We start from the raw sequence: 25,088 nt of genomic DNA, 5'->3' as shown, positions 1-25,088 counted from the left end.
AGGTTGACCGCGCATGATTTTAGGCGCCGCTAACCGGAACGGAGTCCGGGCGGCGTCAGCTCAGGATGATGGATCGGGGAGGATAAGGGTCGGGCGGTCCGGTGCGCCCTATCTCGCTTTGGAAAACCAGGCTCTCGGTAGTCGTCTCGGCGACTGGCAGGCTTAGCTGGCCTGACGGCACAACAGCCAGGATCGGCGACATGCAGACATTGTCGCACGGAGGCATGTTGTCGCTACCGTCCGGGCAATCCTGACAGCCGCCCATGCCCGCGCCATCGATAGCGGCGAGCGTCATCTTCGCGCTCATCGTGGCGGCATTCGCGGCATGCACGACCGTTCCCGCCGCGAAAGCGGCAAGCACCAGGATCATGAAAATGCGGACATACCTTGCCATAGCGTATTGAATACCCGAAACCGTTTGGCCTGTCGATATGCGTTTCCGTCGCATTTGTCGCATCGATCCAAGTGTTGATCAATGTTCGAAAAGAAAATGTAGCTTTGGAGCTAAATATCTAGCGACGATTTCTTGGCCTCGTCAAAAATTCTTGATCTAAACCGATGAAACCGAAGCCCTTGAATTTTCGCTAGTTATCGTTAGGCAGCTCGATGTGTGATTGGCTTCGTCTCGTGCTGCCAAGAGGCGAATGGATGCGATTCGCATTCCAATTCGACATCAGCCCGGAGGCGCATCCGTAGTGTGGGACACGAACGGCCGACCAGTGAACTCGACGGATGATCACGACAGCCTCCTCCAGCGATCCTGCGACAGCAGAACACGATTTATCTAGCTATTCACTTATCCCCTCCAGGGGGATAGGATATGAACATGAGTCACGCAAACAATCCGGAAATCACAAGCAGGCTGCGGCGGGCGGAGGGGCACCTTGCCGCCGTTCTGCGCATGGTCGCGGAAGGACGGGACGGACTGGTGATCGCCCAGCAGCTGCAGGCCGTCATTCGAGCTCTGGAGAAATCCAAGCAGGCGATCATCCACGATCACATCGATCATCACCTGGGTGAGATCGCAGGACCGCTGTCACCCGAACTGAAGGAAAAACTCGCGGGATTCCGCGAGATCACGAAGTATCTTTGAGAAGAGAACACCCATGCATTCGCAATCGATCGAGAACTGGCGCCACCCTCATGTCTTCCTCGGAGCGGACCATGCCCGCAACGAATGGCGCACATGGATCGTCGTCGCGCTTACCACCATCATGATGGTTGGCGAAATCGTTGCCGGCATGGCGTTCGGTTCGATGGCTCTGCTTGCCGACGGCTTCCATATGGCGACCCATGCGGGAGCGCTTTCGATCGCAGGGTTTGCCTATTGGTATGCGCGCCGGCATGCCCATGACGAGCGTTTCAGCTTCGGCACGGGGAAGCTCGGCGAACTGGCCGGCTATTCCAGCGCCGTGATCCTTGCGATCGTCGCGCTGATGATTGGTGTCGAATCCGTTCTGCGGCTCACGGCGCCGGTCCCGATCCGCTTCACCGAGGCGATCTTCGTCGCCGTCATCGGCCTCATCGTCAATCTTGCCAGTGCATGGTTCCTTCATGCCGGAGGAGGCGAAGACCGCAACCACCATCATGACCATGAGCACGCACAGGATGACGACCACCATCACCACGGCCATGACGATCACAACCTGCGCTCGGCCTATTTTCACGTGCTGACCGACGCGCTGACCTCGGTACTGGCGATCGTCGCACTTCTGGCGGGCCGCTTCTACGGTTGGCTCTTTATGGATCCACTCATGGGGATTGTCGGCAGCGTCGTAATCGCGCGCTGGTCCTGGGGCCTCCTGAAAGGCGCGGGAGCGGTGCTTTTGGACATGAAGCCGGACAAGGCGACGGCCAACGATATCCGAACGACGCTCGAACAGAATGGAGACCGCGTCGCCGACCTGCATTTGTGGCGCGTCGGACCGGGCCACATGGCGGCGATCGTCTCCATCATCTCGGATCGTCCGCAGGAGCCGGCCCATTACAAGGCGAGACTGGCGCGGTTTTCGAAGCTTTCGCATGTGACGGTCGAAGTGCACCCGTGTCGCCACATCAAGAAGGCAGCATAGGACGATGCAGGAATCCGAGGTGATCGACGGGAGCCTGCGCCGCGCCGTTTGCCTCGTCGCACTGCTCAATCTCGGCTATTTCGGGGTGGAGTTCACGGTGGCGCTCGCCATCGGCTCGGTGTCACTTTTCGCCGACAGCGTCGACTTTCTCGAAGACACCGCGATCAACCTCCTGATCTTCGCCGCACTCGGCTGGAGCCCAAAGCGGCGCGCGTGGACCGGGATGGCGCTTGCGGGCATCATTCTCGTGCCCGGCCTTGCTGCCCTCTGGATGGCCTGGCAGAAGCTCAATCTGCCCGTCGCACCTGATCCGGTGCCGCTGACACTCGCCGGCGCCGGCGCACTTGCCGTCAACCTCGCCTGCGCGTTCATCCTCGCGCGCTACCGCGCGCATCAGGGCAGCCTCACGCGCGCCGCCTTTCTTTCGGCACGCAACGATGCACTGGCCAATATCGCAATCATAACAGCGGGCATGATCACCGCATGGGTATGGCATACAGCCTGGCCGGATCTGATCGTCGGCCTGGGCATCGTCGCCATGAATGCCGATGCGGCGCGCGAAGTATGGCAAGCCGCGCGCCAAGAGCATCATGCGGCACGGGCTTGAACGAAGAAATCCGCAGGCAATGCCCGTCTACCACGAGGTGGCCAAGCATCGGCAACAGGACTGTTGAAGCGGCTCCGAACCGAGGACCTGTATTCAGGTGTGCTCGACCGGGAGCCCGGCCGCCCGCCATTCGGGTAGACCGTCCTCAAGGCGCCGCACCGTGAAGCCGCGGGCGCGCAGGGCGGCCACAGCCTCGAAAGACAGCACGCACCACGGACCGCGGCAATAGGCGACGATCTCGTGATCCTGATCGAGTTCGGTCAGTCGTTCCTCGAGTTCGCTTAGCGGAATGTTGATGGCGCCGGGGACGTGTCCGACCGCAAATTCGTCAGGTGGGCGGACATCGAGCACCGTGACGAGATCATCGCGCGTTCGCTGCAAGAGCTCTTCGCGCGACACCGGCTCCATGCTGTCACGGTCATCGAAATAGGTCCGCCGGATGCGGTCGACCTCGGCGAGATTGCGTTCCGCGATGCCTGAAAGCGCCGCCATCAGTCCGAGCACACTATCGTCCGCTAGCCGGTACAGCACGAATTTGCCGTTCCGGCGTGAAGTGACCAGTCCCGCGCGTCTTAATTGCTGCAGATGCTGCGACGCATTGGCTACTGACAGACCAACGCGCTCCGCTAGCGCTTCCACGCCGCGCTCGCCTTGGGCCAGGTGCTCGAGAATATCCAGACGGTGCTGCGATCCGAGCGCGCGCGCCACGGATGCGAACTCTGAATAGAGCGCCTGCTTGGGACCGGTTGACATTCCTAACTGCCTCACATTATATCATTCAAGTGAATAATTGAATGTATCTCACAGAAGTTACCATTGCAAGGACCTCGAACCAAGTGACCGACTTAATATTGGCGAACGAGCCACTCATCCGCATGGCCTTCTTTCTCGGTATCCTGCTGGTGATGGCGCTCTGGGAGGTGGCGGCGCCGCGGCGCCGCCGGGAAATCCCGCGCCTTCTGCGCTGGAGCAGCAATCTCGGCGTTGTCGTTATCGACACGCTGCTGGTGCGGCTGACATTTCCAATAGTCGCCGTCGGACTGGCGCTGCTGGCGCAGGAGCGCGGCTGGGGACTGTTCAACATCTTCGATGCTCCTGGCTGGCTCGCCTTTATCGTTTCCGTGCTGGCGCTCGATCTCGCCATCTATCTACAGCATGTGATGTTCCACGCGGTCCCGGCGCTCTGGCGGCTGCACCGGATGCACCATGCAGATCTCGAATTCGACGTGACGACGGGACTACGCTTCCACCCGGTCGAGATCCTGCTGTCGATGGGTATCAAGCTCGCCGTGGTCGCGGCGCTCGGGCCGCCGGCTGTCGCGGTGCTGGTCTTCGAGGTGCTGCTTAACGCCACGGCGATGTTCAACCATTCCAATATCCGCATCCCGGCGGCCATCGACCGGGTGCTGCGGCTCATCGTGGTGACGCCGGACATGCACCGGGTTCATCACTCGATCCATCCGAGCGAGACGAACAGCAATTTTGGCTTCAATCTGCCTTGGTGGGACCGGCTGCTCGGCACATACAGGCCGCAGCCGCGGGACGGTCACGAGACCATGACCATCGGCATCGAACAGTTCCGCACCCGCCGCGATCTCTGGCTCGATCGCATGCTGTTCCAGCCGCTGCGCGGCCCGGCCAGCGGCTATCCAATCAATCGCGAGAAAGGCGACGAGCGGTGAACGTCCGGCAGGTTCTTCCGCGCCTCATCCTGCTTATCGGCGTGATAGCGGCCATCATCTGGGCGGCCCTCAACCGCGACCGGCTGGACCTTGCCGCGCTCGATGCCTGGCTTTCAGGGCTCGGGTTCGTGGCGCCGCTCGCCTATCTCGGCCTCTATGCCGTTGGAACAATCGCCTTCCTGCCGGGCGCCCTGTTCGCGCTGGCGGGCGGCGCCCTGTTCGGTCCGGTATGGGGCTCGCTGCTCAATCTGGTCGGCGCGACGATCGGGGCAAGCCTTGCATTCCTCATCGCCCGCTACCTCGCCGGTGGTTGGGTGGCTGCGCGGACCGGCGGACGGCTGAAACGGCTGATCGAAGGCGTGGAGGCGGAAGGCTGGCGCTTCGTCGCCTTCGTGCGTCTCGTGCCGCTCTTTCCGTTCAATCTGACCAATTACGCGCTCGGTCTCACCCGGATCAACTTCTGGTCCTATGTCATCACCTCGCTTATCGCCATGGCGCCCGGCGCGATCGCCTATACTTGGCTCGGTCATGCCGGACGTGAGGCGTTTTCCGGCGATGCCTCCGCGATCCGCTACGGCTTGCTTGCGCTCGGACTGCTCGCGGCAATCGCCTTGCTGCCGCAGCTGATCAGGCGAATGCGCGGCGAAAAACACCGGTGGATCGACGCGGACACTCTAGCGCACAAGCTTCGCAAAGACGGCGTCACTGTCGTCGATGTGCGCGGGCCGGACGAGTTTGAAGGCGCGCTCGGCCATATCGCCTCGGCACTCAACCTGCCACTCGGTGAGTTGCCTGAACGTTTGACCGAGATCAGGGCATCTCGGGACCGGTCTGTCATTCTCGTCTGCAAGACCGACAAGCGTTCTGCGGCTGCCGTAACATTATTGAGCGACGCCGGATTTCGCGATGTCAGCGTCCTGCGCGGTGGCATGGAACAGTGGAACCGCGACGGCAAGCCGGTCGAGATCAGCAACAGAGAACGAACCGGCCCAAATAGATGACCGAACGCAGGTGGCGGACGGCACGACCAACGAAGGAGCAGGAATATGACAAGAATTTGGATATCAACTGCAGCGGCCGCAGGCGCCCCTATTGCCCTTTTGCCAGTTGCGGCGTTGGCACAGGCATCTTCCGATCCCGATCGCTACGGATGGGGACCGCATATGATGGGATGGGGTGGCGGATGGTTCGGAATGATCTTCGGGCCGATCTTCATGATTCTCGTGCTCGCCTTGGTGATCGCGGTCGCGGTTCTCCTCGTGCGCTGGCTCGGCGGGCCGTGGCAGGCCACTACGTCACAACCGCCGCAACAGCCGGCTCGCACGCCGCTCGACATCCTTAAGGAGCGCTTCGCTCGCGGCGAGATCGACAAGGAGGAGTTCGATGAGCGTCGCCGCATCCTCGGCGAATGACCCTCATCCATACCGGAGACAACGCGCATGAAGACTCTGTTCATCCTCAACGACCCGCCCTACGGCACCGAGCGCTGCTACAACGCCCTTCGCCTTGCCCACACGCTGCTGAAAAAGGAGCCAGAGGCAGAAATCACGGTCTTCCTAATGGCCGATGCGGTCATCGCCGCACGCAAGGGCCAGAAGACGCCGGAAGGCTATTACAACATGGAACGCATGCTGAAACGCGTGCTCGCGAAAGGCGCCGTGTTGCTCTGCGGCACCTGCATGGATGCGCGCGGCATGACCGACGACGACGTCATGGACGGGGCGAAACGCAGCACCATGGACGAACTGGGGGAAGCGACGCTCGCCGCCGACAAAGTTCTGGTCTTCTGAGCCATGCGGAAAATCTATCTCGACCACAACGCCAGCACGCCGATCGCGCCCGAGGTCGCCACCGTCATGGGCGACGCGATGGAAGGAGCATTCGGCAATCCGTCCAGCGGACATTGGGCGGGTGCGCCTGCGCGTCAGATCGTCGAGACCGCCCGGGGCCAAGTGGCGGAGCTTCTCGGCTGCGACCGCGAAGAGGTGGTGTTCACCAGCGGCGGCAGCGAGGCGAACAATTTTGCCATCAAGGGCCTGTTCTTCAAGGGCAAGCGGTCACAACCCCACTTCATCACCACCAGCGTCGAGCATCCGGCGATCATGGCGCCATTGCGCTTTCTGGAACGCCTCGGCGCGACGGTGACCTTCTTGCCGGTCGATGGCACCGGGCGGATCAATCCCGACGACCTGCGCCGCGCGATCACATCCGACACGATCCTGATCAGCGTCATGCATGCCAACAACGAGGTCGGCACAATCCAGCCCATCGAGGATTGTTCGGCGATTGCGCGCGAACACGGTATCCCGATTCACACCGATGCCGCGCAGTCGGTCGGCAAGATCCCGACGCGCGTGGACGAACTCGGCGTCGATCTCCTGACGATCGCCGGGCACAAGCTCTATGCCCCGAAGGGCGTGGGCGCCCTTTACATCCGTGCCGGGACATTCCTTGAGCCGCTGATCCACGGGGCGGAGCATGAAGGCGGCCGGCGCGCCGGTACGGAGAGTGCCCTGCTCTGTGCGGCCCTCGGCCAAGCCTGCACTCTGGCGCGCGACCTGTCGCCAATGCATGAGGTCAAGACCCTGCGCGACCGCTTCTTGGCGGCGCTCAAGGAGCGTTTCGGAGAAAGCGTTAGGCTCAACGGACATACCGAACACCGACTGCCGAATACGCTGAACGTCTCCTTCGTTGGTCGGGTCGGCGCGGAGATTCTCGCCGCGGCGCCCGAGATTGCCGCGTCCACCGGCTCCGCCTGCCATTCTGGGCGGATCGAACTCTCGCCGGTCCTCGAAGCGATGGGCGTGGCACCGGAAATCGGCATGGGCGCGATCCGACTCAGCCTGGGGCGGAACACGACCGGAGACGAGGTGGATGCGGCCATTCTGCGGCTGACGTCGGCAGTCACGCCGACTGCGCAGTGAGGTGATATATTGAAGGCGGAAAGGGCAAGTAGCAGCGACCTTGAAAGCCTGCCCCCTGCCTATGCAGCCTGGCGCGCGAGAAGGCTCGGCCAGGTCACCGACGCCCTCGAACAGGATCTCATCCTGAAGCTGATCGGCCCTCCGGCAGGTCTGCGCATTCTCGATGTGGGATGCGGCGACGGCGTTCTCGTCGTGGAGCTTGCCGGACCCGCGGCGCACGTCACCGGCGTTGACCCTTCTCCCGAAATGATCGCCGCCGCCCGGCGGCGGGCGGAACGGCAAAGGCGTGAAGTCTCCTTGGAACTCGGGAAGGCAGAAAAGTTACCCTTCGAAGCCGACACGTTCGATGTGGTTGTCGCCGTCACCGTGCTGTGCTTCGTCGAGGATACCGCCGGTGCGCTCCGCGAGATGATTCGCGTCCTCAAGCCGGGCGGCCGATTGATCGTTGGCGAACTTGGCAAATGGAGCACCTGGGCAGCCATCCGGCGCATCAAGGCATGGCTCGGCTCTCCCGTCTGGCGTCGCGCCAGGTTCCGAAGCGCCGTCGAACTCAGAAGCCTCGCCTCCGGTGCCGGTTTGGTCGATGTCTCGGTGAAGGGCGCCGTCTTCTACCCACCGAGCGGACTCGCCGCGCGAATGCTCGGGCCCATCGACCACAAGATTGGTGCATGCACGACGCTCGGCGCCGCATTCCTGGCACTTGCCGCAACCAAGACTTGCGACGTCGTCGCTAAGGTCTCGCGCCTCGGTATCACCCGCGCAGAGTTGATGAGAAGAACAGATGACTTTTTGTGAAGAAAATCTGCCTGCGCCTGGCGCTGGCGCCGTCACCGAAACGATCCTTCGGACGATGTCTGAAATGGCATCAACATGAAGAATGAACGGTTCCGCGGCTGGGTCGCTCTAGCCGCAGCGGCACTGTCGCTCATCGCTTGCTACGGAACGCTCGCGGCGGTCGGTCTGCTCGGCGCACTTGGCGTCACGATTGCGTTGAACGAAGCCGTTTGGGCGGGTGCGATCGTCATTTTCGCCTGGTTGGCGCTGTTGGCTCTCTGGCTCAGATGGCGCCGCCGCCGGCTTGTGTGGCCAGTCATCCTCGCGGCCATCGGCGTGGCGATGATCACCTTCACGATGACGGTCGTCTACGCGCGCGCCGTCGAGGTCGTTGGCTTCGCGTTCCTTTGTGCAGGGACATATCTCGATTGGCGCGCGGGAAGCCGCGGTCGGAGGACGACCACGTGACAGACGGTAAGAGCAAGCCACCAATCCTGGCGCACAAACACTTCCGTTCGGTATCGATCTTCACGCCGGACAGCCTGCTGCGCGAGGCGCGACGTCAGAAGGGGGCGCCGCTCCTTCCCGTCCCCAAGGTCTGTCTGCTCGATCCGGACGGAGACATCGTTCGCCAGTTGAAGATGGCAGGAAGGGCAAAGCGGCACGATGGATGGGTTTGCTATCACACCGACCTCTACCTCTTCGAAGAAGACGGCCTGACAATGGGCGTGGTCGGGTGTGCCGTCGGCGCCCCGTTCGCCGTTCTGGTGGCTGAGGAACTCTTTGCCTGCGGCTGCGAAATTCTGATCAGCATCACGTCGGCAGGCCAGATTTCTCCGGCACAACAGCCGCCCTATTTCATCCTGATCGACCGCGCGCTCCGAGACGAGGGGACAAGCTACCATTACCTGCCGCCATCGGAATGGAGCGAGGCCTCCACTGAACTCGTCGCCCGTTTGAGCAAAACCTTCGACGACGACGACGTTCCCGTGCTCCAGGGGCCGACATGGACGACAGACGCCCCCTTCCGCGAGACCGCGCAAGCCATCGAAGCGATGAAGGAGCGCGGCATCCTTGCGGTGGAAATGGAGGCAGCCGCTCTCTATGCCTTCGCAAAAGCCCGCCAGCACCCCGTCATCTGCTTCGCACATGTAACGAACCAAATGGGCCAAATCGACGGTGATTTTGAAAAGGGCGAGGCGAACGGCACGTCTGATGCATTGCGCATTATATGCCGGGCAGCCGAGTGCCTGGGATACGTATGATCTTGAGGATGAGACCGGCCGGCGATTCAGCCGATCCGCCACCGGTGAATATGTCGCCGGGACCTACCGGCAGCGCTTCGCGCTCGCCTCCGGCCGGTTCGCCATGATCGACGACGGCCTCGGGTTCCAGTTGGTGCCCTGGTCTCCGTCGCTGGAAAAACCAACTCGGCCGCCACGTCTCCGGCGTCGACGAGGGTATCGACTGGGGCTTCGGCCTCAAGCGAGGCTTAGGACTCTGATCGCCGGGAGAAAGGAATCACGTCAGTCGGCGGCGGCTCGTCGTCCCTATCACGAGCGTGCCCGACATAGCCGCGACCGTCTGGGTTCAGCTCAAACAAGACGCCGCCATGCCGGGCCAGGATGCCAGCATGTTCCGCCGAAAGCGTCAGTTTGAACCCGCTCAGCCGGATAGGCGTCTTCCGTCCCACCAGTCGGACGAACACTTCGATCTCGTAATCACCCTTCGTAAATTCGTAGGCGGGCTGATGCACGGAGAGGACGAAGTGATGGTTCACAGCGATACCCGTCTGCCCGACATATAGTCCACTGCCGGGAACAAGTTGGTTGGTTTCGCCATACCCCCAGAAGCTGAATATCTGTTCGCTTCCTGCATGATGTAGCTTGGCGAACATTCCCTCTATCACCTGGCCACGAACCGCCGTGCTGTAGAGGAGGGTGCGAATGAAAATCTTGGCGGTTGTCTTTGGCGCGGTATCAAAGCCGAAAAATACGACGTTCGGCCTTGTCATGGCGAGGCGCCCACGCCGAAAGAGCGTCAGCCACGCTGATGCGACAGCAATGCATAACGAAAATATCGATATGACAATACTTGCATATGACATATTTAGCCTATCCCCGGATTCGTCAGATCAGTAATTCTACGCCATCGCACGCTTGAGCACTATCAAGGCCTCGTAAGCATTGAAGTCTGAGTTTCGCTCACTTTCTCTGCGGATAAAACTCCGCTTTGAAGGCTGACCGTGTCCGCGACCAAAATCCTCTGGGGCCAGATCCTCGTCGTCTTCCTCATCGCGCTCGCCACGACTTGGGCGGCGACTCAGTGGACGGCATGGCAGCTCGGCTTCCAGCCACAACTCGGTCGGCCCTGGTTCGAGCTGTTTGGCTGGGCAGTCTACTATCCGCCCGCCTTCTTCTGGTGGTGGTATTTCTACGACGCCTATGCGCCGGAGATTTTCGTCGAGGGCGCATTCATCGCCGCGTCCGGCGGCTTCATCTCAATCGCCGTCGCGATCGGCATGTCGGTCTGGCGGGCGCGTGAGGCGAAGAACGTCGAAACCTACGGGTCGGCGCGCTGGGCGCGGCCCGATGAGGTCAAGGCGGCCGGGCTGCTCGGCCCCAACGGTGTCGTTCTCGGCAAGCTCAAGGACGACTATCTGCGCCATGAGGGACCGGAGCATGTGCTATGTTTCGCACCGACCCGCTCCGGCAAAGGCGTTGGCCTCGTCATCCCCTCGCTGCTGACCTGGCCGGGCTCCGCCATCGTCCATGACATCAAGGGCGAAAACTGGCAGCTCACAGCCGGCTTTCGCGCTCGGCACGGCCGCGTCCTGCTGTTCGATCCGACCAACCCGACTTCGTCGGCCTACAACCCGCTGCTGGAAGTGCGGCGCGGCGAATGGGAGGTTCGTGATGTCCAGAACATCGCCGACATCCTCGTCGATCCGGAAGGGTCGCTCGAAAAGCGCAATCACTGGGAAAAGACCAGCCACGCGCTGCTAGTCGGTGCCATCCTCCACGTTCTCTATGCCGAGAAGGACAAGACGCTCGCCGGCGTCGCCGCTTTTCTTTCCGACCCAAGGCGACCGATAGGGTCGACGCTCGCCGCGATGATGAAGACGGCCCATCTCGGCGAATCCGGCCCACATCCGGTCATCGCCAGCGCCGCGCGCGAACTCTTGAACAAGTCGGACAACGAACGCTCCGGTGTGCTCTCCACCGCCATGTCCTTCCTCGGCCTCTACCGCGACCCTGTCGTTGCAACGGTGACGCGCCGCTGCGACTGGCGCATTGCCGATCTTGTCGGCCGCAAGCATCCGACGTCGCTCTACCTTGTCGTGCCCCCCTCCGATATCAACCGCACAAAGCCGCTGATCCGCCTGATCCTCAACCAGATAGGTCGGCGCCTAACCGAGGACCTGGAGGCCAAGGCCGGCCGCCATCGGTTGCTGCTGATGCTGGACGAGTTTCCAGCGCTCGGTCGCCTCGACTTCTTCGAGAGCGCGCTCGCCTTCATGGCGGGCTACGGGCTCAAGAGCTTTCTCATCGCCCAATCGCTCAACCAGATCGAGAAGGCCTACGGGCCGAACAACTCCATCCTCGACAACTGCCATGTTCGCGTGAGCTTCGCGACCAATGACGAGCGCACGGCCAAGCGAGTTTCCGACGCGCTCGGCACTGCGACCGAGATGCGGGCGATGAAGAACTACGCCGGGCACAGACTCTCGCCCTGGCTTGGCCATCTGATGGTGTCGCGACAGGAAACCGCGCGACCGCTGCTCACGCCCGGCGAGGTCATGCAGCTTCCGCCAGCCGATGAGATCGTCATGGTCGCCGGGACATCGCCTATTCGAGCGAAGAAGGTCCGCTACTTCGAGGACGGACGGTTCCAAGAACGCATCCTGCCGCCGCCCTCGAACACCGAATCCGTGCATACGAAGACTGATGACTGGACGAGTCTGCCATTGCCGGCGAGCCCGTTGGAAACCGCTCACATGTCTGCCAGCGCTGCACCGGAGGAGGACACGACCGATTCAGAACGGCGCCGCCAGCCCGAGTTGAGCCGTACCCAAACCCATCGAGAAGAAGGCCCCGCTTGAAAACGAGTTCGAGATCGATCCCGCCGATGACGATCAGGAGGAGACTGCGCGCACGAGCGGGATGAACCGCATGATGCAGCGTGTGGCGCGGCAGGTCTCACTGGACCCCAACGACGGCATGGAGCTCTAGGCCATGTCCAGCCGCAAGAAGAAAGCGCAGATCTCCGTCTATATCGACCCGGACATCATGACGATGCTGGCGGACTATGCCGCCCGTCGCGAGCAATCGCAGTCCATGATCGCAGAAGCCGCGATCGCCTCCTTCCTGTCTCCGGATGACGCTGAAAGGCGCGAGGCCGCGGTCGCCAAGCGTCTCGACCAGCTCGACCGCCGCATGACCCGCTTGGAGCGCGATATCGGGATTTCCGTCGAGACCCTTGCAATCTTCGTCCGGTTCTGGCTTGCGACGACACCGGCTTTGCCGGAGCCGGCTGCACAGGCCGCGCGTGCCAAAGCCGGCGAGCGCTATGAGACGTTCATTACCGCTCTCGGCCGGCGCCTCGCCAAAGGGCCGAAGCTCAGGCAGGAGATTTCCGAGGATGTCAGCGGTTCAGGCGGTCAATAGCGCCGATGCCGGCATAACGATGGCTTGGTTCGAATCTCGAACGGTCCGCCGTAACCAGCCGGCAAAGGAAACCCCCGCCGTTCTCCTGTCTTTGCACGCCACACTACGACGACGATAAATCCTTGTTGAATCAGCCCTAAATCAGGCCCTTTTAATCATCCCCGCATGGGGACCATCTGGCTTGTCCCCGTTCAAATCGAGGATCAGATGGCGACTTCGCATCACAATTCGGAAGGTATTGCGCGCGGCGCGCGGATGTTACGCACCGCGCTCGGTCCCGCCATCGGCCGCTTCCTGGAAGACGCAGGCGTCGTCGAGGTGATGTTGAACCCGGATGGGCGGCTGTGGATCGACCGTCTCTCCGAAGGCCTGTCCGATACCGGTGAACGCCTGGCGCCGGAGGATGGCGAGCGGATCATCCGCCTCGTCGCCCATCATGTCGGCGCGGAGGTCCATACCGGGAGCCCGCGCGTTTCGGCAGAGCTGCCCGGGACGGGGGAGCGGTTCGAGGGGCTTCTGCCGCCGGTGGTTGCCGCCCCGGCTTTCGCGATCCGCAAGCCCGCCGTCGCGGTGTTCACTCTCGACGACTACGTCACGACCGGGATCATGACGGCCGAACAGGCCACCGCGTTGCGCGCCGGCGTCGCGGCCCGCGCTAACATCCTCATCGCCGGCGGCACCTCGACCGGCAAGACGACGCTCACCAATGCGCTTCTGGCCGAGATCGCGAAGACGTCGGATCGCGTCGTCATCATCGAGGACACACGCGAGCTGCAATGTGCCGCGCCGAATCTTGTTGCCATGCGGACGAAGGATGGCGTCGCCTCGCTCTCCGATCTGGTCCGATCGTCCCTGCGTCTGCGTCCCGACCGCATTCCCATCGGCGAGGTCCGCGGCAGTGAGGCGCTTGATCTCCTGAAGGCCTGGGGCACCGGCCATCCGGGCGGTGTGGGCACGATCCATGCGGGCTCGGCCCTCGGTGCGCTGCGCCGTCTCGAACAGCTCATCCAGGAAGCCGTCGTCACCGTTCCGCGCGCGCTGATCGCCGAGACGATCGATCTTGTGGCGGTGCTGTCGGGCCGTGGCACGGCCCGCCGTCTTTCCGAACTCGCAGGCGTCGAAGGCCTCGGGCCGGATGGCGATTACCGCGTCGTGACAGCCGTCATCGCGCCTGACGCATCTCTTCTCACGCCAGCCGCAAAGGAAAGTCCACATGCACCAGACCCTGCGTAACGCCTACCATCGCCTCGCCGCGGCGACATCGGTGGCGGTCATAACTTTGATGACCACGCCTGCCGCTCATGCGTCCGGTTCCTCCATGCCATGGGAGGCACCGCTCCAGTCCATCCTCGAATCGATCGAGGGGCCGGTCGCCAAGATCCTCGCCGTCATCATCATTATCATCACCGGCCTGACGCTCGCCTTCGGCGACACGTCGGGCGGCTTCCGGCGCCTCATCCAGATCGTCTTCGGTCTGTCGATCGCGTTCGCAGCGAGCTCCTTCTTCCTTTCGTTCTTCTCCTTCGGCGGCGGAGCGCTCGTCTGATGTCGGGCCTTGGCGAACAGGGCGGCGAGTTGCTCGGCTTCTCGGTCCCGGTCCACCGGGCGTTGACCGAGCCGATCCTGCTCGGCGGTGCGCCGCGCGCCATCGCCATCATGAACGGCACGCTCGCGGGCGCCATTGGGCTTGGCTTGCGGCTATGGCTCGCGGGCATCGCGATCTGGGCCATCGGTCATCTCGCCGCCGTCTGGGCTGCCAAGCGCGACCCACTCTTCATCGAAGTCGGCCGCCGGCACCTGCGCATTCCCGCGCACCTGACGGTCTGAGCGTGAGGAGCCGTCCATGATGAACCTCGCCGAATATCGCAATCGCAACGCACGCCTCGCCGATTTCCTGCCCTGGGTGGCGCTGGTCGGCCAAGGCATCGTCCTCAACAAGGACGGGAGCTTCCAGCGCACCGCGCGGTTCCGCGGCCCGGACCTCGATTCGGCTGTCCCGGCCGAGCTCGTCGCGGTCGCGGGACGCCTCAACAACGCCTTCCGCCGTCTCGGCTCGGGCTGGGCGATCTTCGTGGAGGCGCAACGCCATCCATCGAACAGCTATCCCGACAGCCGCTTTCCCGACGCCGCATCCGCGCTTGTCGACGCCGAGCGCCGGGCGAGCTTCGAGGAGGCCGGCGCGCATTTCGAATCCAGCTATTTTCTCACCCTCACTTATCTGCCGCCGGCCGAGGATGCCGCCCGCGCCGAGGGCTGGCTCTATGAGGGCCGCGAGACCAAGGGCGTCGACCCGCATGAGGTGCTGGCCGGATTCGCCGACCGAACCGACCGTGTGCTGCACCTGGTCGAAGCCTTCATGCCCGAATGCCATTGGCTCGATGACGCCGAGACTCTGACCTATCTCCACGGCTGCGTCTCCACCAAGCGCCATCGCGTCCGTGTTCCCGAGACGCCGATGTATTTGGATGCGCTGCTCGCCGATCAGTCGCTCGCCGGCGGGCTCGAACCGCGTCTTGGCGACCAGCATCTGCGCGTCCTGACCGTCACCGGGTTTCCGACTGTAACGACGCCCGGCCTGCTCGACGAGCTCAATCGGCTGGCCTTTCCCTATCGCTGGTCCACCCGCGCCATCCTGATGGACAAGACCGATGCGACCAAGCTGCTGACGCGCATCCGGCGCCAGTGGTTCGCCAAGCGCAAGTCGATCGCGGCGATCCTGAAAGAGGTGATGACCAACGAAGCGTCGGTGCTGGTGGACACCGACGCTTCCAACAAGGCGGCGGACGCCGATCTCGCGCTTCAGGAACTTGGCGCGGACTATGCCGGCGTCGCCTATGTCACAGCGACGGTGACGGTGTGGGATGCCGACCCGCGTGTCGCCGACGAGAAGCTGCGCCTCGTCGAGAAGGTCATCCAGGGCCGCGACTTCACCGCGATGCCCGAAACCATCAACGCCGTGGATGCCTGGCTCGGCTCGCTGCCCGGACATGTCTACGCCAATGTCCGCCAGCCGCCGATCTCCACGCTCAATCTCGCCCACATGATCCCCCTGAGTGCTGTGTGGGCGGGGCCGGAACGGGACGAGCACTTTGCAGCGCCCCCACTGCTGTTCGGCAAGACCGAGGGCTCGACCCCGTTCCGGTTTTCCCTTCATGTCGGCGATGTCGGGCACACGCTCGTCGTCGGTCCGACCGGCGCGGGCAAGTCCGTGCTTCTGGCGCTGATGGCGCTGCAGTTCCGCCGCTATGCGAGTGCCCACGTCTTCGCCTTCGATTTCGGCGGCTCGATCCGCGCCGCAGCACTTGCCATGGGCGGCGACTGGCACGATCTCGGTGGCGGCCTGACCGAAGGCGATGAGCACAGTGTCTCGCTGCAACCGCTCTCCCGCCTCGAGGAGACGGCCGAGCGCGCCTGGGCCGCCGACTGGGTCGTGGCGATCCTCATGCGCGAGGGCGTCGAGATCACGCCAGAGGTGAAGGAATATCTCTGGACGGCGCTGACCTCGCTCGCCTCGGCGCCTGTCGAAGAACGCACGATCACCGGCCTTGCGGTGCTGCTTCAATCCAACGACCTCAAGCAGGCGCTCAAGCCCTATTGCGTCGGCGGCGCCTATGGCCGTCTGCTCGATTCGGAGGTCGAGCATCTCGGTAAGGCGTCCGTGCAGGCTTTCGAGACCGAGGGCCTGATCGGCACCGGGGCGGCGCCTGCGGTGCTCGCCTACCTCTTCCACCGCATCGAAGATCGGCTCGACGGCTCGCCGACGCTCATCATCATCGACGAGGGATGGCTGGCGCTGGACGACGAAGGCTTCGCCGGTCAGCTCCGCGAGTGGCTGAAGACGCTCAGAAAAAAGAACGCGTCCGTCGTCTTCGCCACGCAGAGCCTCAGCGACATCGACGGCTCCCCCATTGCGCCCGCCATCATCGAGAGCTGCCAAACGCGATTGCTCCTGCCCAATGAGCGGGCGATCGAGCCTCAGATCACCGCGATCTACCGGCGCTTCGGCCTCAATGACCGGCAGATCGAGATCCTCGCCCGGGCGACGCCCAAGCGCGACTACTACTGCCAGTCGCGGCGCGGCAACCGGCTGTTCGAGCTGGGGCTCAGCGAAGTGGCGCTCGCGCTCTGCGCCACCTCCGCCAAGACCGATCAAACCGCCATCGCCCGCATCCTCACCGAACATGGTCGTGACGAATTCCTCGGCGCCTGGCTCCGCCATCGCGGCGCCGACTGGGCCGCCGACCTCATTCCCGACCTCAGCAATCTCATCCCCCAAGCCGAAAAGGAGACCCTGCCATGAAGACCCGTAAACCTCACACACGTGCGGCCCGCTTTGCCGCCGCTCTGATCGCCGCGCCGATCACGGCGTTGCCGATGGTGCTGGCGCCGCCGGCGCAGGCACAGTGGATTGTCTATGACCCCACCAACTATGCGCAGAACGTGCTCCAGGCGGCGCGGGCGCTCGAGCAGATCAACAACCAGATCACCTCGCTGCAGAACCAAGCGCAGATGCTCATCAACCAGGCCCGCAACCTCGCGAGCCTGCCTCACTCGTCCCTCCAGCAGCTCCAGCAGGCGGTGGGCCGAACGCAATCCCTGCTCCAAGAGGCCCAGAACATCGCCTTCGACGTCCAACAGATCGACCAGGCGTTCCAGCAGAATTACCGCAACATCGATCTGAGCACGTCGGAACAGCAGCTCGTCGCCGATGCGCGCTCGCGCTGGGAGAACACCGTCGGCGGTCTGCAGGACGCCATGCGCGTCCAGGCCGGCGTGGTGGGCAATATCGAGACCAACCGCGCCCAGATGTCTGCGCTGGTCGGTCAGAGCCAGGGCGCGACCGGCGCCTTGCAGGCGACACAAGCCGGCAACCAGCTCCTCGCACTTCAGGCCCAGCAGCTCGCCGACCTCACCGCCGTCATTGCCGCAAACGGCCGGGCACAGGCGCTGACCGATGCCGAGCGCGCAGCCGCGGCCGAACAGGGCCGCATCCAGCGCGAGCGCTTCCTCACGCCGGGCACCGGCTACCAGCCCGGCAACGCGCAGATGTTCAACAACGGCAACTGACGAGCCAGACGACCGGAAAGGGGGAAGAAATGGAAGGCAAAAATCTGGTGCGGATCGGAGCGATCGTCTTCGTCGCCTTCGCCATCACGGCGACGGTGATCGAGCTGACGCGCAAGGACGAACCGGTGCGACCGGTCTCCACACCAGCGCTGGCGCCTTCCGCCGACCCGCTGCGCGCGGAACAGCGCCGCTGTCAGCAAATGGGCGAGGCCGCCGCGAACGAACCCGAATGTCTCCGCGTCTGGGCCGAGACCCGCGACCGGTTCCTCGGCCGCTCACCCTCCGATTCCGTCCAACGCGATAACGAGGATCAGTGATCCATGGGCGGGACGGGCGTCATCGACAATTTCCTCGGGGTATTCACCAGCTATATCGATAGCGGATTCGGCCTGCTCGGCGGCGAAGTGGCGTTCATCGCCACGACGCTGATCGTCATCGACGTGACGCTGGCCGCGCTCTTCTGGTCATGGGGCGCCGACGACGACATCATCGCCCGTCTGGTCAAGAAGACCCTGTTCGTCGGCGTCTTCGCCTACATCATCGGCAACTGGAACAATCTCGCCCGCATCGTCTTCGAGAGCTTCGCGGGCCTCGGCCTGATGGCGTCGGGCACCGGCTTTACGGCCGCCGATCTGATGCGGCCCGGCCGCGTCGCCCAGACCGGGCTCGATGCCGCGCGGCCGCTGCTCGAATCCATCTCAGACCTGATGGGGTGGGTCGCCTTCTTCGAGAACTTCATCCAGATCGCCTGCCTGCTGTTCGCCTGGGCGCTGGTGCTTCTCGCCTTCTTCATCCTTTCCATCCAGCTCTTCATCACCCTGATCGAGTTCAAGCTGACCACGCTTGCCGGCTTCGTCCTCATTCCCTTCGGCCTCTTCGGCAAGACCGCCTTCATGGCCGAGCGCGTGCTCGGCAATGTGATCTCGTCCGGCATCAAGGTACTGGTGCTCGCCGTCATCATCGGCATCGGCTCGACGCTGTTCTCGCAGTTCACCGCCGGCTTCGGCGGTGTCACCCCGACCATCGACGAGGCCATGGCCGTGGTGCTGGCCGCGCTGTCGCTGCTCGGGCTCGGAATCTTCGGACCAGGCATCGCGAACGGAATCGTGTCCGGCGGACCGCAGCTCGGTGCCGGGGCCGCAGTCGGCACCGGCCTTGCCGTCGGCGGCGCCGCGCTCGCCGGCGTGGGTGCCGCTGGTCTGGCAGCGCGTGGCGGCGGTGTGGCGCTCTCCGGAGCGGCGGCCGCTGCTCGCGGCGGCGTCGCCGCGGCGGGAGGGGCGGCGACCGCCTACAGCCTTGGCTCGGCCGGTCAGTCGGGCGCCGCAGGCGTCGCCTCTGGGCTCGGCGCTGTAGCGAGCACAGGCGCGCGCGCTGCCGTCTCTCCACTGCGGCGCGCCAGCGCCAACGCCTCCGGCAGCCTGAGGCAGAGCTTTCAAGCCGGCGGGCGAGCCGCCTTCGAGACGACGGGCGGCACTGTAGGCAATGCGGGCGGTGCAGCAACCGCCGCGGCTGCACCATCCCCCTCATCCGCCTCCGACAGTCCTCCGGATTGGGCCAAGCGCATGAAGCGCTCTCAGCGGCTCTCCCATGGCGTCCAGGCCACTGCCCATGCCGTGCGATCCGGCGACAGCCATGGCGGCGCCAGCTCCGTCAATCTCTCCGAAGGGAACCGCTCATGAGCTTCTTCAAACGATCCTCGACCCACTACGGCAAATCTCCCGGGCCTGAAACGCCCTATCAGCGTGCAGCCCAGGTCTGGGACGAGCGCATCGGCTCGGCCCGCGTGCAGGCGCGCAACTGGAGATGCATGGCGTTCGGCTCGCTGATCCTCTCCGGCGGCCTCGCGGCGGCGCTCGTCTGGCAGTCCGCCACAGGTTCAATCGTGCCCTGGGTGGTGCAGGTCGACAATCTCGGCCAGGCGCAGGCCGTCGCGCCTGCCACTGCCGACTACCAGCCCACCGATCCGCAGATCGCGTTTCATCTGGCGCGCTTCATCGAGCAGGTGCGTTCGATCCCCGCCGACGCGATCGTGGTCCGTCAGAACTGGCTGCGCGCTTACGAGTTCACCACCGACCGCGGGGCGCTCGCGCTCAATGACTATGCGCGGGCCAACGATCCCTTCACGCGCGTGGGACAAAACCAAGTCTCCGTCGAGGTCTCCAGCGTCATCCGCGCTTCGCCGAACTCCTTCCGGGTGGCCTGGACGGAGCGGCATTTTGAGAACGGGCAGCTCTCCGTCACGGAGCGATGGACGGCGATCCTGACCATCGTCATCCAGCCGCCGCGCGACGCCGAGAAGCTGCGCGCCAACCCGCTTGGCATCTACGTCAACGCCATCAACTGGTCGCGGGAGATGAGCCAATGAGCACGATCTTCCGCAAACCCGCACTTCCGGTTTTCCGTAAATCCGTACTGATGTTTGTGCTGCTTTCCGCCTCCACGCTTGCCGGATGCGCCACCTACCGCCCACCGCAAATCAGCTACGACGACAGCGTGCCGCCGCTGCCCACGGTGCAGAGACCAAGCACGGACGAACGGCCGCGGGCGCTCCATACGCCACCGGCATGGACGGTTGCACGAGGCGGCACGGATGCGTCCACGCCGACCGGCCAGGTCGAGAGCGCCAATGCGGCCGCGCGTATCGAACCCCGCCGGGAAGGCTATTACAACGCGATCCAGATCTATCCCTGGAGCGAAGGCGCGCTCTATCAGGTCTATGCGTCGCCAGGCCAGATCACCAACATCGCGCTCGAGCCGGGCGAGGCCCTCACCGGCGCGGGACCGATCGCCGCCGGCGATACCGCGCGATGGATCATCGGCGACACGACAAGCGGTTCCGGCGCGACACGGCGCGTCCATATCCTCGTCAAGCCCACGCGTCCGGACATCACGACCAACCTCGTCGTCACCACCGATCGCCGCACGTATATGATCGAACTGCGCGCCGAAGAGGAACCTTACATGCCGGCGGTCGCCTGGGCTTATCCGCAGCCGCCGGCCACACAGCGCGCAACGCCGGCCACCCCGACCATTCCAGCAACCTCGGCGCGACACTATCGCTACGGCCTGCAAGGCGACAGCCCGCCCTGGCGGCCGGTGTCGGTCTTCGATGACGGGCGACGGGTCTACATCGTCTTCCCCGCCGGAATCGTACAAGGCGAGATGCCGCCGCTCTTCGTGCTCGGCTCCGATGGAGAGCCGGAGATCGTCAACAGCCGCATCTATCGCAACATCCTGATCGTGGACCGTATCTTCGCGGCCGCCGAGCTGCGTCTCGGCAGCGGCGACCGGCAGCAGACCGTCAGGATCGTGCGAATCGACGGGAGGCCTGCGTCATGAACGATATCGATGACAATAAAGACGAAAGCGCTCCGCTCACCGCATCGCCCGCCGACACGGCCGAACCGATGCGGCTGCGCGGCAATCCTCCGCGCGTCACGCGGCTCTCGCGCCGGGTATTGGCCGGCATCGGCCTCGTCGCCGCGCTCGGCGTCGGTGGTGCGCTCATCTATGCGCTTCAGAGCCCGGAGGACGGAGTTGGCAGCGAAGAGCTTTATTCGACCGAGAACCGCAGCACCGCGGATGGGCTCAACGAATTGCCCCGCGACTATACCGGCCCGGTGCTCGGCCCCGCCTTGCCTGGTGATCTCGGCCGGCCGATCCTCGACGCCCAGGAGCGTGGGCGGCCCGTCGTCCCACCCACGATGAACACGCCGGCGGTCGATCCGGAAGAGCAACGACGCCTTGCCGAAGAAGAGGCGGCGCGCACCAGCCGGGTCTTCTTCCAGACCGCCCCGGCCACGGCGAATGCTACGCCTACGCCCGAAACCGTCGGTCTCATTCTCGGCGGTCAGCCGCCCGCCGCTCAGAACAGCGATATCGCATTCCTCAGCGGTCCCGTGGACCGGCGCACCGTTGCGCCCGATCGCGTCATGCCGCCGGCATCGCCATACGTGCTACAGGCCGGGTCCGTAATTCCGGCCGCGCTCATCACCGGCATTCGCTCCGATCTGCCCGGACAGATCACCGCGCAGGTCACCCAGCACATCTATGACAGTCCGACGGGCAGCATGCTCCTGATCCCCCAGGGCACCCGCATCATCGGCGAGTACAGCAATGATGTGGGCTTCGGCCAGCGCAGGGTATTGCTCGTCTGGAACCGGCTGATCTTTCCGAACGGGCGTTCCATTGTGCTGGAACGTCAATCTGGAGCCGACACGCAAGGCTATGCCGGGCTTGAGGACGGCGTCGACTATCACTGGTGGGACATCGCCAAGGCGGCTGCACTCTCGACCCTGCTCGGCGTCGGGACGGAACTGGCCGCCGACGACAACGATCGCCTGATCAGCGCAATTCGCGGCGGTGCGCAGGACACCATCAACGACGCCGGTCAGCAGATCGTCCAGCGCCAGTTGCAAATTAGGCCGACGCTCACCATCCGGCCCGGCTTTCCCGTCCGCGTGATCGTTACGCGCGACCTTGTCCTCGAACCCTATGGCGGATGATCCATGGCAAAACTGAAACTCGGCCCCATTGCCGACGACCGGCCGGTCAAACTCACCATCGAGCTTCCCGCCGCAGTGCATCGCGACCTCGTCGCCTACGCCGATTATCTGAACAGTCAACATGTCTTTGTCTCACAAGCAGGAGGTGAACAATGCCGGATCTGAGGCTCGGTCGGCTGCCGAAGGTTGGCGTCGTCCGCATGACCATCATCCTGCCGGAGCCTCTCAAGGAGGAACTCGATCAGTATGCGGCCGAGCACAGCCGGCTCTACGAACCCGTGGACACCGCAGCCCTAATTCCGCACATGCTGGAAGCCTTCGTCCGTTCGGATCGCGGTTGGCGCAGCCGTAAGGCGAAGGGCGGCCGTGCTCGTCAACGAGGGGCGTCTCCAGCCAGCAGTGCGACGCGAAGCGGTGCTGAAGGTGATGGCTCCGCCTGAAGCTGTTCTAGTGGCTTTACCCTAAGCGGAATACCGGTTCCGACCCCAAGCGGAAGTTCGGTCGCCCTCGGTTGAACGCACACCTATGACCCACTGCGGCCTTTCTCGGCAGAAGGCAGGAACGTCGCGGTGGGTGGAATTCTGCCTTTTCGATTGGTTGCCCGGGGCGGCTGGATTGCCGACTTTGCGGACATTCGCCACAGGAGAAGCTAGCCAGATCGACTAAGAAACACGAACCATGATTTGGGTTGACGGAGCTAGGCCGCCCTTAGCCGACCGGAGAGCGCATGCGAAAACAGATCGCCCGTACCCACGCTCTTTGACGGCGCATTTAAATTAAGCTCCTGACTCAATCATCGAACCGGTTGAGCGACCGCTGAGACCGTGCGAAATGCGCGTTCACGACCAACAAAACGCGCATAGAGCCGATTCGAGAGGCGCTGACGTCAGCGGGTGAATACCGTCTCAATTGCAGTGAGCATTCAATAGATGCTGGGCGAAGGCCGGTATAGGCATGCCCGAAATGCCGGTGCGCCAAGCGACAAACAGGTCTTTTCGTAGCGGCGGGTCCGGGAAGGGTAAGGCACGCAGGCTTCCGGCCCGCACCTCGTCCGATACGGCTGACGCCAGAACTAGAGAGATGCCAACTCCAGCCTTTACCGCCTGCTTGACAGCCTCGGTGCTACCTAACTGTAGGGAAACCCGCGGCATTTGAGCGTGATCGCCGAAATATTTCGCAAGCATCCGCCCGGTCCCGGTGCCAGGCTCGCCGCCGAGAAGCTCAAATGCGGATAACTGAGCCGGATCAATCTGGTCTTGAGACGCCAATGGATGGTCGGGCGGAACGATGACGACGACGGGCTCGCTTCTCCAGCGCTCGACTTGGCAGCCGTCGCGGTTGTCCCACCATTCCAACACGGCCACATCTATTTCGACATTCTCCAGTTTCTCGACGATGGACGGATTGCGGTCAATCACCATATCAAAGGCCGTTGGATCGCGGCCTTCGAGATATGACCGGACATAGGGCTGCAGCAGATAGATTCCGATATTGGAACTGGCGCCGATCCGCAGTCGCTCCCCAGAGACCGCGGCGAGCGCACGCTCGTTAACCCGAAGGATGCTCTGGGCATAAGGCAGAAAGTTCATCGCTTCCCGGGTCGGCTCGCACCCCGTTCGGGAGCGATGGAATAGCAGGACACCCAGCTGCTCCTCAAGCTTCTGGATATGTGATGAGGCCGTCGGCTGAGCGATCAGAAGATATTCCGCGGACGCTTGAAAGCTCTTATGCTTCACCAGGGCCAGAAATGTCCGCACCCATACTAGATTCAGCATTGCCGGTCTAAGCCACTTGTCTCGGATCGTTGACGGCATCCATTGGCGGCTTACCCGAAAGTGCCTGCAGGATATTTTCTGCAGCGCGCAGTTCGATTGCCAAGCGAACTTTCTTAACAGCAGAGCCAATATGCGGGCTGAACATCGTGTTTGGGTGACCCAGCAAGCCCGGAGCGATCTCCCGCGGTCTGTCTTCGCGAGCCCAATCCTCCAGCTCGAACACGTCGGCGGCATACCCGCCGAGCTGGCCGCTGGTGAGCGCAGTTAGAACAGCGGCTTCGCTCACGACAGAGCCGCGGCATGGATTCACGAGGTATGCGCCTGGTTTCATCAGGGCGAGCGTCCTGTCGTTGATCAGGTGGATGGTGTCTGGGGCCAGCGCCAGGGCCAGGATGACGATATCGGATTCGGATAATACCTCCTCCAGGCTGCGCCGAGCAACACTAGGTCGAGCTTCGCCGCCGGGCGCTGGGATCGGCACCCGGTCGTTGTATAGCAGCGTTGCGCCCCAGCCATTCAGCCGTTCGGCGATGGCCTGCCCAATCGCCCCCATTCCGAGAATACCAATGGCGGACCCCGCGATGCCCAGGCCGAAAAACTCCGGCCGCCAACCGGCGAATTTGCCGCAGCGGACCCTGGCATCGGCCTGGATCATCTTGCGGGTGAGGCCGATGGTAAGGCCGATGGCCAACTCGGCCGTCGGCACGGTCAGGAGGTCGGGCACGATGCTCAGCCAGATGCCCCGGGCCGTACAGGCCGCGACATCGAAGTTATCGTAGCCCTTCAAGGCCGCGCCGATGACCTTCATCTGCGGGCAAGCTGCCAGGAAATCGGCGTCGACCCAGTCCGGCATGAAGGCCATCATTGCGTCCGCCGTGCCGACGCGGCGGCGGATCTCTTCGCGGGGCAGGGTTTCCATCGTTTGATTGGGAGTGACTTCACAATGGTCACAGAGGAGATCCAAGGTTTCCTGGTGCACTTTGTGGGTGATGACGACGCGCGGTTTCACGATGGC

At 63.5% G+C, this 25,088-nt stretch carries 28 protein-coding genes and 3 pseudogenes; 26 read left to right on the top strand and 5 right to left on the bottom strand.

Annotated elements, in window-relative coordinates:
* Positions 1 to 55: 55 nt before the first annotated feature.
* Positions 56 to 394, bottom strand: a complete 339-nt coding sequence (locus LRS09_RS11865) for a hypothetical protein (protein ID WP_257806785.1) — start codon at positions 392 to 394, stop codon at positions 56 to 58.
* A gap of 432 nt (positions 395 to 826) precedes the next feature.
* Here LRS09_RS11865 and LRS09_RS11860 point away from each other — a divergent pair, with 432 nt between their 5' ends.
* Genes LRS09_RS11860 through LRS09_RS11850 form a run of 3 tightly spaced genes read left to right on the top strand, consistent with a single transcriptional unit; the run spans position 827 to position 2,679 of the window.
* Positions 827 to 1,093 carry a metal-sensing transcriptional repressor gene (locus LRS09_RS11860; protein ID WP_257806784.1) on the top strand — a complete coding sequence of 89 codons (267 nt, stop codon included), beginning with the start codon at positions 827 to 829 and terminating at the stop codon, positions 1,091 to 1,093.
* 13 nt (positions 1,094 to 1,106) lie between these two features.
* Positions 1,107 to 2,072, top strand: coding sequence for a CDF family Co(II)/Ni(II) efflux transporter DmeF (dmeF, locus tag LRS09_RS11855; RefSeq protein WP_257806783.1), 966 nt, complete (start codon positions 1,107 to 1,109; stop codon positions 2,070 to 2,072).
* A gap of 4 nt (positions 2,073 to 2,076) precedes the next feature.
* A complete protein-coding gene (locus tag LRS09_RS11850) occupies positions 2,077 to 2,679 on the top strand; it encodes a cation transporter (RefSeq protein WP_257806782.1) in 603 nt (200 codons plus the stop codon).
* A 93-nt stretch (positions 2,680 to 2,772) separates the two neighbouring features.
* On the opposite strand, the gene LRS09_RS11845 is transcribed toward LRS09_RS11850, so the two are convergent.
* Complete coding sequence (locus LRS09_RS11845; RefSeq protein WP_257806779.1) at positions 2,773 to 3,432, bottom strand: metalloregulator ArsR/SmtB family transcription factor; 660 nt, start codon at positions 3,430 to 3,432, stop codon at positions 2,773 to 2,775.
* A gap of 122 nt (positions 3,433 to 3,554) precedes the next feature.
* On the opposite strand from LRS09_RS11845, the gene LRS09_RS11840 reads away from it, so the two are divergent.
* From LRS09_RS11840 to LRS09_RS11800, 9 genes and pseudogenes are all read left to right on the top strand, one after another.
* Positions 3,555 to 4,361, top strand: a complete 807-nt coding sequence (locus LRS09_RS11840; RefSeq protein ID WP_257806776.1) for a sterol desaturase family protein — start codon at positions 3,555 to 3,557, stop codon at positions 4,359 to 4,361.
* Entirely contained in the window at positions 4,358 to 5,362 is a 1,005-nt protein-coding gene (locus LRS09_RS11835) for a VTT domain-containing protein (protein ID WP_257806774.1), read from the top strand. The genes LRS09_RS11840 and LRS09_RS11835 overlap by 4 nt, the downstream gene beginning before the upstream one ends.
* A gap of 192 nt (positions 5,363 to 5,554) precedes the next feature.
* A complete protein-coding gene (locus LRS09_RS11830; protein ID WP_257806771.1) occupies positions 5,555 to 5,773 on the top strand; it encodes an SHOCT domain-containing protein in 219 nt (72 codons plus the stop codon).
* A 27-nt stretch (positions 5,774 to 5,800) separates the two neighbouring features.
* Complete coding sequence (locus LRS09_RS11825) at positions 5,801 to 6,151, top strand: DsrE/DsrF/TusD sulfur relay family protein (RefSeq protein ID WP_257806768.1); 351 nt, start codon at positions 5,801 to 5,803, stop codon at positions 6,149 to 6,151.
* A gap of 3 nt (positions 6,152 to 6,154) precedes the next feature.
* Positions 6,155 to 7,285 carry a cysteine desulfurase family protein gene (locus tag LRS09_RS11820; protein ID WP_257806766.1) on the top strand — a complete coding sequence of 377 codons (1,131 nt, stop codon included), beginning with the start codon at positions 6,155 to 6,157 and terminating at the stop codon, positions 7,283 to 7,285.
* 9 nt (positions 7,286 to 7,294) lie between these two features.
* Positions 7,295 to 8,080 carry a class I SAM-dependent methyltransferase gene (locus LRS09_RS11815; RefSeq protein ID WP_257806763.1) on the top strand — a complete coding sequence of 262 codons (786 nt, stop codon included), beginning with the start codon at positions 7,295 to 7,297 and terminating at the stop codon, positions 8,078 to 8,080.
* A 75-nt stretch (positions 8,081 to 8,155) separates the two neighbouring features.
* On the top strand, positions 8,156 to 8,527 hold the full coding sequence (locus tag LRS09_RS11810; RefSeq protein WP_257806760.1) for a MerC family mercury resistance protein: 372 nt from the start codon (positions 8,156 to 8,158) through the stop codon (positions 8,525 to 8,527).
* Positions 8,524 to 9,324 carry a nucleoside phosphorylase gene (locus tag LRS09_RS11805; protein ID WP_257806757.1) on the top strand — a complete coding sequence of 267 codons (801 nt, stop codon included), beginning with the start codon at positions 8,524 to 8,526 and terminating at the stop codon, positions 9,322 to 9,324. Before LRS09_RS11810 ends, LRS09_RS11805 begins: the two co-directional genes overlap by 4 nt.
* Position 9,325: 1 nt before the next feature.
* Positions 9,326 to 9,563: pseudogene (locus tag LRS09_RS11800) on the top strand (DUF3363 domain-containing protein); the annotation flags it as partial.
* Here the strand turns inward: LRS09_RS11800 and LRS09_RS11795 are convergent.
* Entirely contained in the window at positions 9,552 to 10,073 is a 522-nt protein-coding gene (locus tag LRS09_RS11795; RefSeq protein ID WP_257806754.1) for a hypothetical protein, read from the bottom strand. The pseudogene LRS09_RS11800 and the gene LRS09_RS11795 overlap by 12 nt on opposite strands.
* A gap of 231 nt (positions 10,074 to 10,304) precedes the next feature.
* Between LRS09_RS11795 and LRS09_RS11790 the strand changes: the two are divergent.
* The 14 genes and pseudogenes from LRS09_RS11790 to LRS09_RS11725 all read left to right on the top strand — a co-directional run bounded on the left by LRS09_RS11790 (position 10,305) and on the right by LRS09_RS11725 (position 22,738).
* Positions 10,305 to 12,291, top strand: a pseudogene (locus LRS09_RS11790) (conjugal transfer protein TraG).
* 3 nt (positions 12,292 to 12,294) lie between these two features.
* A complete protein-coding gene (locus LRS09_RS11785) occupies positions 12,295 to 12,726 on the top strand; it encodes a CopG family transcriptional regulator (RefSeq protein ID WP_257806751.1) in 432 nt (143 codons plus the stop codon).
* A gap of 207 nt (positions 12,727 to 12,933) precedes the next feature.
* A complete protein-coding gene (gene trbB / locus LRS09_RS11780; RefSeq protein WP_257806749.1) occupies positions 12,934 to 13,959 on the top strand; it encodes a P-type conjugative transfer ATPase TrbB in 1,026 nt (341 codons plus the stop codon).
* Positions 13,940 to 14,272 (top strand): TrbC/VirB2 family protein, encoded by a 333-nt coding sequence (locus LRS09_RS11775; protein WP_257806747.1) that lies wholly within the window; start codon positions 13,940 to 13,942, stop codon positions 14,270 to 14,272. The genes trbB and LRS09_RS11775 overlap by 20 nt, the downstream gene beginning before the upstream one ends.
* Positions 14,272 to 14,553, top strand: a complete 282-nt coding sequence (locus LRS09_RS11770) for a VirB3 family type IV secretion system protein (protein WP_257806744.1) — start codon at positions 14,272 to 14,274, stop codon at positions 14,551 to 14,553. The genes LRS09_RS11775 and LRS09_RS11770 overlap by 1 nt, the downstream gene beginning before the upstream one ends.
* 16 nt (positions 14,554 to 14,569) lie before the next feature.
* Complete coding sequence (trbE, locus tag LRS09_RS11765; RefSeq protein WP_257806742.1) at positions 14,570 to 17,026, top strand: conjugal transfer protein TrbE; 2,457 nt, start codon at positions 14,570 to 14,572, stop codon at positions 17,024 to 17,026.
* Positions 17,023 to 17,793, top strand: coding sequence for a P-type conjugative transfer protein TrbJ (gene trbJ, locus LRS09_RS11760; RefSeq protein ID WP_257806740.1), 771 nt, complete (start codon positions 17,023 to 17,025; stop codon positions 17,791 to 17,793). The genes trbE and trbJ overlap by 4 nt, the downstream gene beginning before the upstream one ends.
* Positions 17,794 to 17,822: 29 nt before the next feature.
* Positions 17,823 to 18,110 (top strand): putative entry exclusion protein TrbK-alt, encoded by a 288-nt coding sequence (trbK-alt, locus tag LRS09_RS11755; RefSeq protein ID WP_257806738.1) that lies wholly within the window; start codon positions 17,823 to 17,825, stop codon positions 18,108 to 18,110.
* 3 nt (positions 18,111 to 18,113) lie between these two features.
* On the top strand, positions 18,114 to 19,472 hold the full coding sequence (gene trbL / locus LRS09_RS11750) for a P-type conjugative transfer protein TrbL (RefSeq protein WP_257806736.1): 1,359 nt from the start codon (positions 18,114 to 18,116) through the stop codon (positions 19,470 to 19,472).
* On the top strand, positions 19,469 to 20,158 hold the full coding sequence (gene trbF, locus LRS09_RS11745; RefSeq protein ID WP_019400715.1) for a conjugal transfer protein TrbF: 690 nt from the start codon (positions 19,469 to 19,471) through the stop codon (positions 20,156 to 20,158). Before trbL ends, trbF begins: the two co-directional genes overlap by 4 nt.
* Positions 20,155 to 21,132, top strand: a complete 978-nt coding sequence (trbG, locus tag LRS09_RS11740; protein WP_026014871.1) for a P-type conjugative transfer protein TrbG — start codon at positions 20,155 to 20,157, stop codon at positions 21,130 to 21,132. The genes trbF and trbG overlap by 4 nt, the downstream gene beginning before the upstream one ends.
* Positions 21,129 to 22,298: a TrbI/VirB10 family protein gene (locus LRS09_RS11735; protein WP_257806727.1), complete on the top strand. Its 1,170-nt coding sequence runs from the start codon at positions 21,129 to 21,131 to the stop codon at positions 22,296 to 22,298. Before trbG ends, LRS09_RS11735 begins: the two co-directional genes overlap by 4 nt.
* A gap of 3 nt (positions 22,299 to 22,301) precedes the next feature.
* Positions 22,302 to 22,418: pseudogene (locus LRS09_RS11730) on the top strand (DUF2274 domain-containing protein); the annotation flags it as partial.
* Positions 22,419 to 22,450: 32 nt separating this feature from the next.
* Positions 22,451 to 22,738, top strand: a complete 288-nt coding sequence (locus LRS09_RS11725) for a DUF2274 domain-containing protein (RefSeq protein ID WP_257806725.1) — start codon at positions 22,451 to 22,453, stop codon at positions 22,736 to 22,738.
* Between the two features lie 465 nt (positions 22,739 to 23,203).
* Here LRS09_RS11725 and LRS09_RS11720 read toward each other — a convergent pair whose 3' ends face one another.
* Both LRS09_RS11720 and LRS09_RS11715 read right to left on the bottom strand, forming a co-directional pair.
* On the bottom strand, positions 23,204 to 24,073 hold the full coding sequence (locus tag LRS09_RS11720; protein ID WP_257806723.1) for a LysR family transcriptional regulator: 870 nt from the start codon (positions 24,071 to 24,073) through the stop codon (positions 23,204 to 23,206).
* Positions 24,074 to 24,080: 7 nt separating this feature from the next.
* Positions 24,081 to 25,082: a phosphonate dehydrogenase gene (locus LRS09_RS11715; protein ID WP_257806722.1), complete on the bottom strand. Its 1,002-nt coding sequence runs from the start codon at positions 25,080 to 25,082 to the stop codon at positions 24,081 to 24,083.
* Positions 25,083 to 25,088 lie beyond the last annotated feature (6 nt).

The sequence above is a fragment of the Mesorhizobium sp. J428 genome, from assembly GCF_024699925.1.
GTDB lineage: Bacteria > Pseudomonadota > Alphaproteobacteria > Rhizobiales > Rhizobiaceae > Mesorhizobium_A.
The sequence above is the reverse complement of the archived record's forward strand: the minus strand, read 5'-3'. Positions and strand labels throughout refer to the sequence as shown.

Bases quoted from the DNA above. Each gene is read 5' to 3' on its own strand.
- LRS09_RS11865 (WP_257806785.1), bottom strand. From the start codon at position 394: ATGGCAAGGTATGTCCGCATTTTCATGATCCTGGTGCTTGCCGCTTTC.
- LRS09_RS11860 (WP_257806784.1), top strand. From the start codon at position 827: ATGAGTCACGCAAACAATCCGGAAATCACAAGCAGGCTGCGGCGGGCG.
- dmeF (WP_257806783.1), top strand. From the start codon at position 1,107: ATGCATTCGCAATCGATCGAGAACTGGCGCCACCCTCATGTCTTCCTC.
- LRS09_RS11850 (WP_257806782.1), top strand. From the start codon at position 2,077: ATGCAGGAATCCGAGGTGATCGACGGGAGCCTGCGCCGCGCCGTTTGC.
- LRS09_RS11845 (WP_257806779.1), bottom strand. From the start codon at position 3,432: ATGTCAACCGGTCCCAAGCAGGCGCTCTATTCAGAGTTCGCATCCGTG.
- LRS09_RS11840 (WP_257806776.1), top strand. From the start codon at position 3,555: ATGGCCTTCTTTCTCGGTATCCTGCTGGTGATGGCGCTCTGGGAGGTG.
- LRS09_RS11830 (WP_257806771.1), top strand. From the start codon at position 5,555: ATGATCTTCGGGCCGATCTTCATGATTCTCGTGCTCGCCTTGGTGATC.
- LRS09_RS11825 (WP_257806768.1), top strand. From the start codon at position 5,801: ATGAAGACTCTGTTCATCCTCAACGACCCGCCCTACGGCACCGAGCGC.
- LRS09_RS11820 (WP_257806766.1), top strand. From the start codon at position 6,155: ATGCGGAAAATCTATCTCGACCACAACGCCAGCACGCCGATCGCGCCC.
- LRS09_RS11810 (WP_257806760.1), top strand. From the start codon at position 8,156: ATGAAGAATGAACGGTTCCGCGGCTGGGTCGCTCTAGCCGCAGCGGCA.
- LRS09_RS11795 (WP_257806754.1), bottom strand. From the start codon at position 10,073: ATGACAAGGCCGAACGTCGTATTTTTCGGCTTTGATACCGCGCCAAAG.
- LRS09_RS11785 (WP_257806751.1), top strand. From the start codon at position 12,295: ATGTCCAGCCGCAAGAAGAAAGCGCAGATCTCCGTCTATATCGACCCG.
- trbB (WP_257806749.1), top strand. From the start codon at position 12,934: ATGGCGACTTCGCATCACAATTCGGAAGGTATTGCGCGCGGCGCGCGG.
- LRS09_RS11775 (WP_257806747.1), top strand. From the start codon at position 13,940: ATGCACCAGACCCTGCGTAACGCCTACCATCGCCTCGCCGCGGCGACA.
- LRS09_RS11770 (WP_257806744.1), top strand. From the start codon at position 14,272: ATGTCGGGCCTTGGCGAACAGGGCGGCGAGTTGCTCGGCTTCTCGGTC.
- trbE (WP_257806742.1), top strand. From the start codon at position 14,570: ATGATGAACCTCGCCGAATATCGCAATCGCAACGCACGCCTCGCCGAT.
- trbJ (WP_257806740.1), top strand. From the start codon at position 17,023: ATGAAGACCCGTAAACCTCACACACGTGCGGCCCGCTTTGCCGCCGCT.
- trbK-alt (WP_257806738.1), top strand. From the start codon at position 17,823: ATGGAAGGCAAAAATCTGGTGCGGATCGGAGCGATCGTCTTCGTCGCC.
- trbL (WP_257806736.1), top strand. From the start codon at position 18,114: ATGGGCGGGACGGGCGTCATCGACAATTTCCTCGGGGTATTCACCAGC.
- trbF (WP_019400715.1), top strand. From the start codon at position 19,469: ATGAGCTTCTTCAAACGATCCTCGACCCACTACGGCAAATCTCCCGGG.
- trbG (WP_026014871.1), top strand. From the start codon at position 20,155: ATGAGCACGATCTTCCGCAAACCCGCACTTCCGGTTTTCCGTAAATCC.
- LRS09_RS11735 (WP_257806727.1), top strand. From the start codon at position 21,129: ATGAACGATATCGATGACAATAAAGACGAAAGCGCTCCGCTCACCGCA.
- LRS09_RS11725 (WP_257806725.1), top strand. From the start codon at position 22,451: ATGCCGGATCTGAGGCTCGGTCGGCTGCCGAAGGTTGGCGTCGTCCGC.
- LRS09_RS11720 (WP_257806723.1), bottom strand. From the start codon at position 24,073: ATGCTGAATCTAGTATGGGTGCGGACATTTCTGGCCCTGGTGAAGCAT.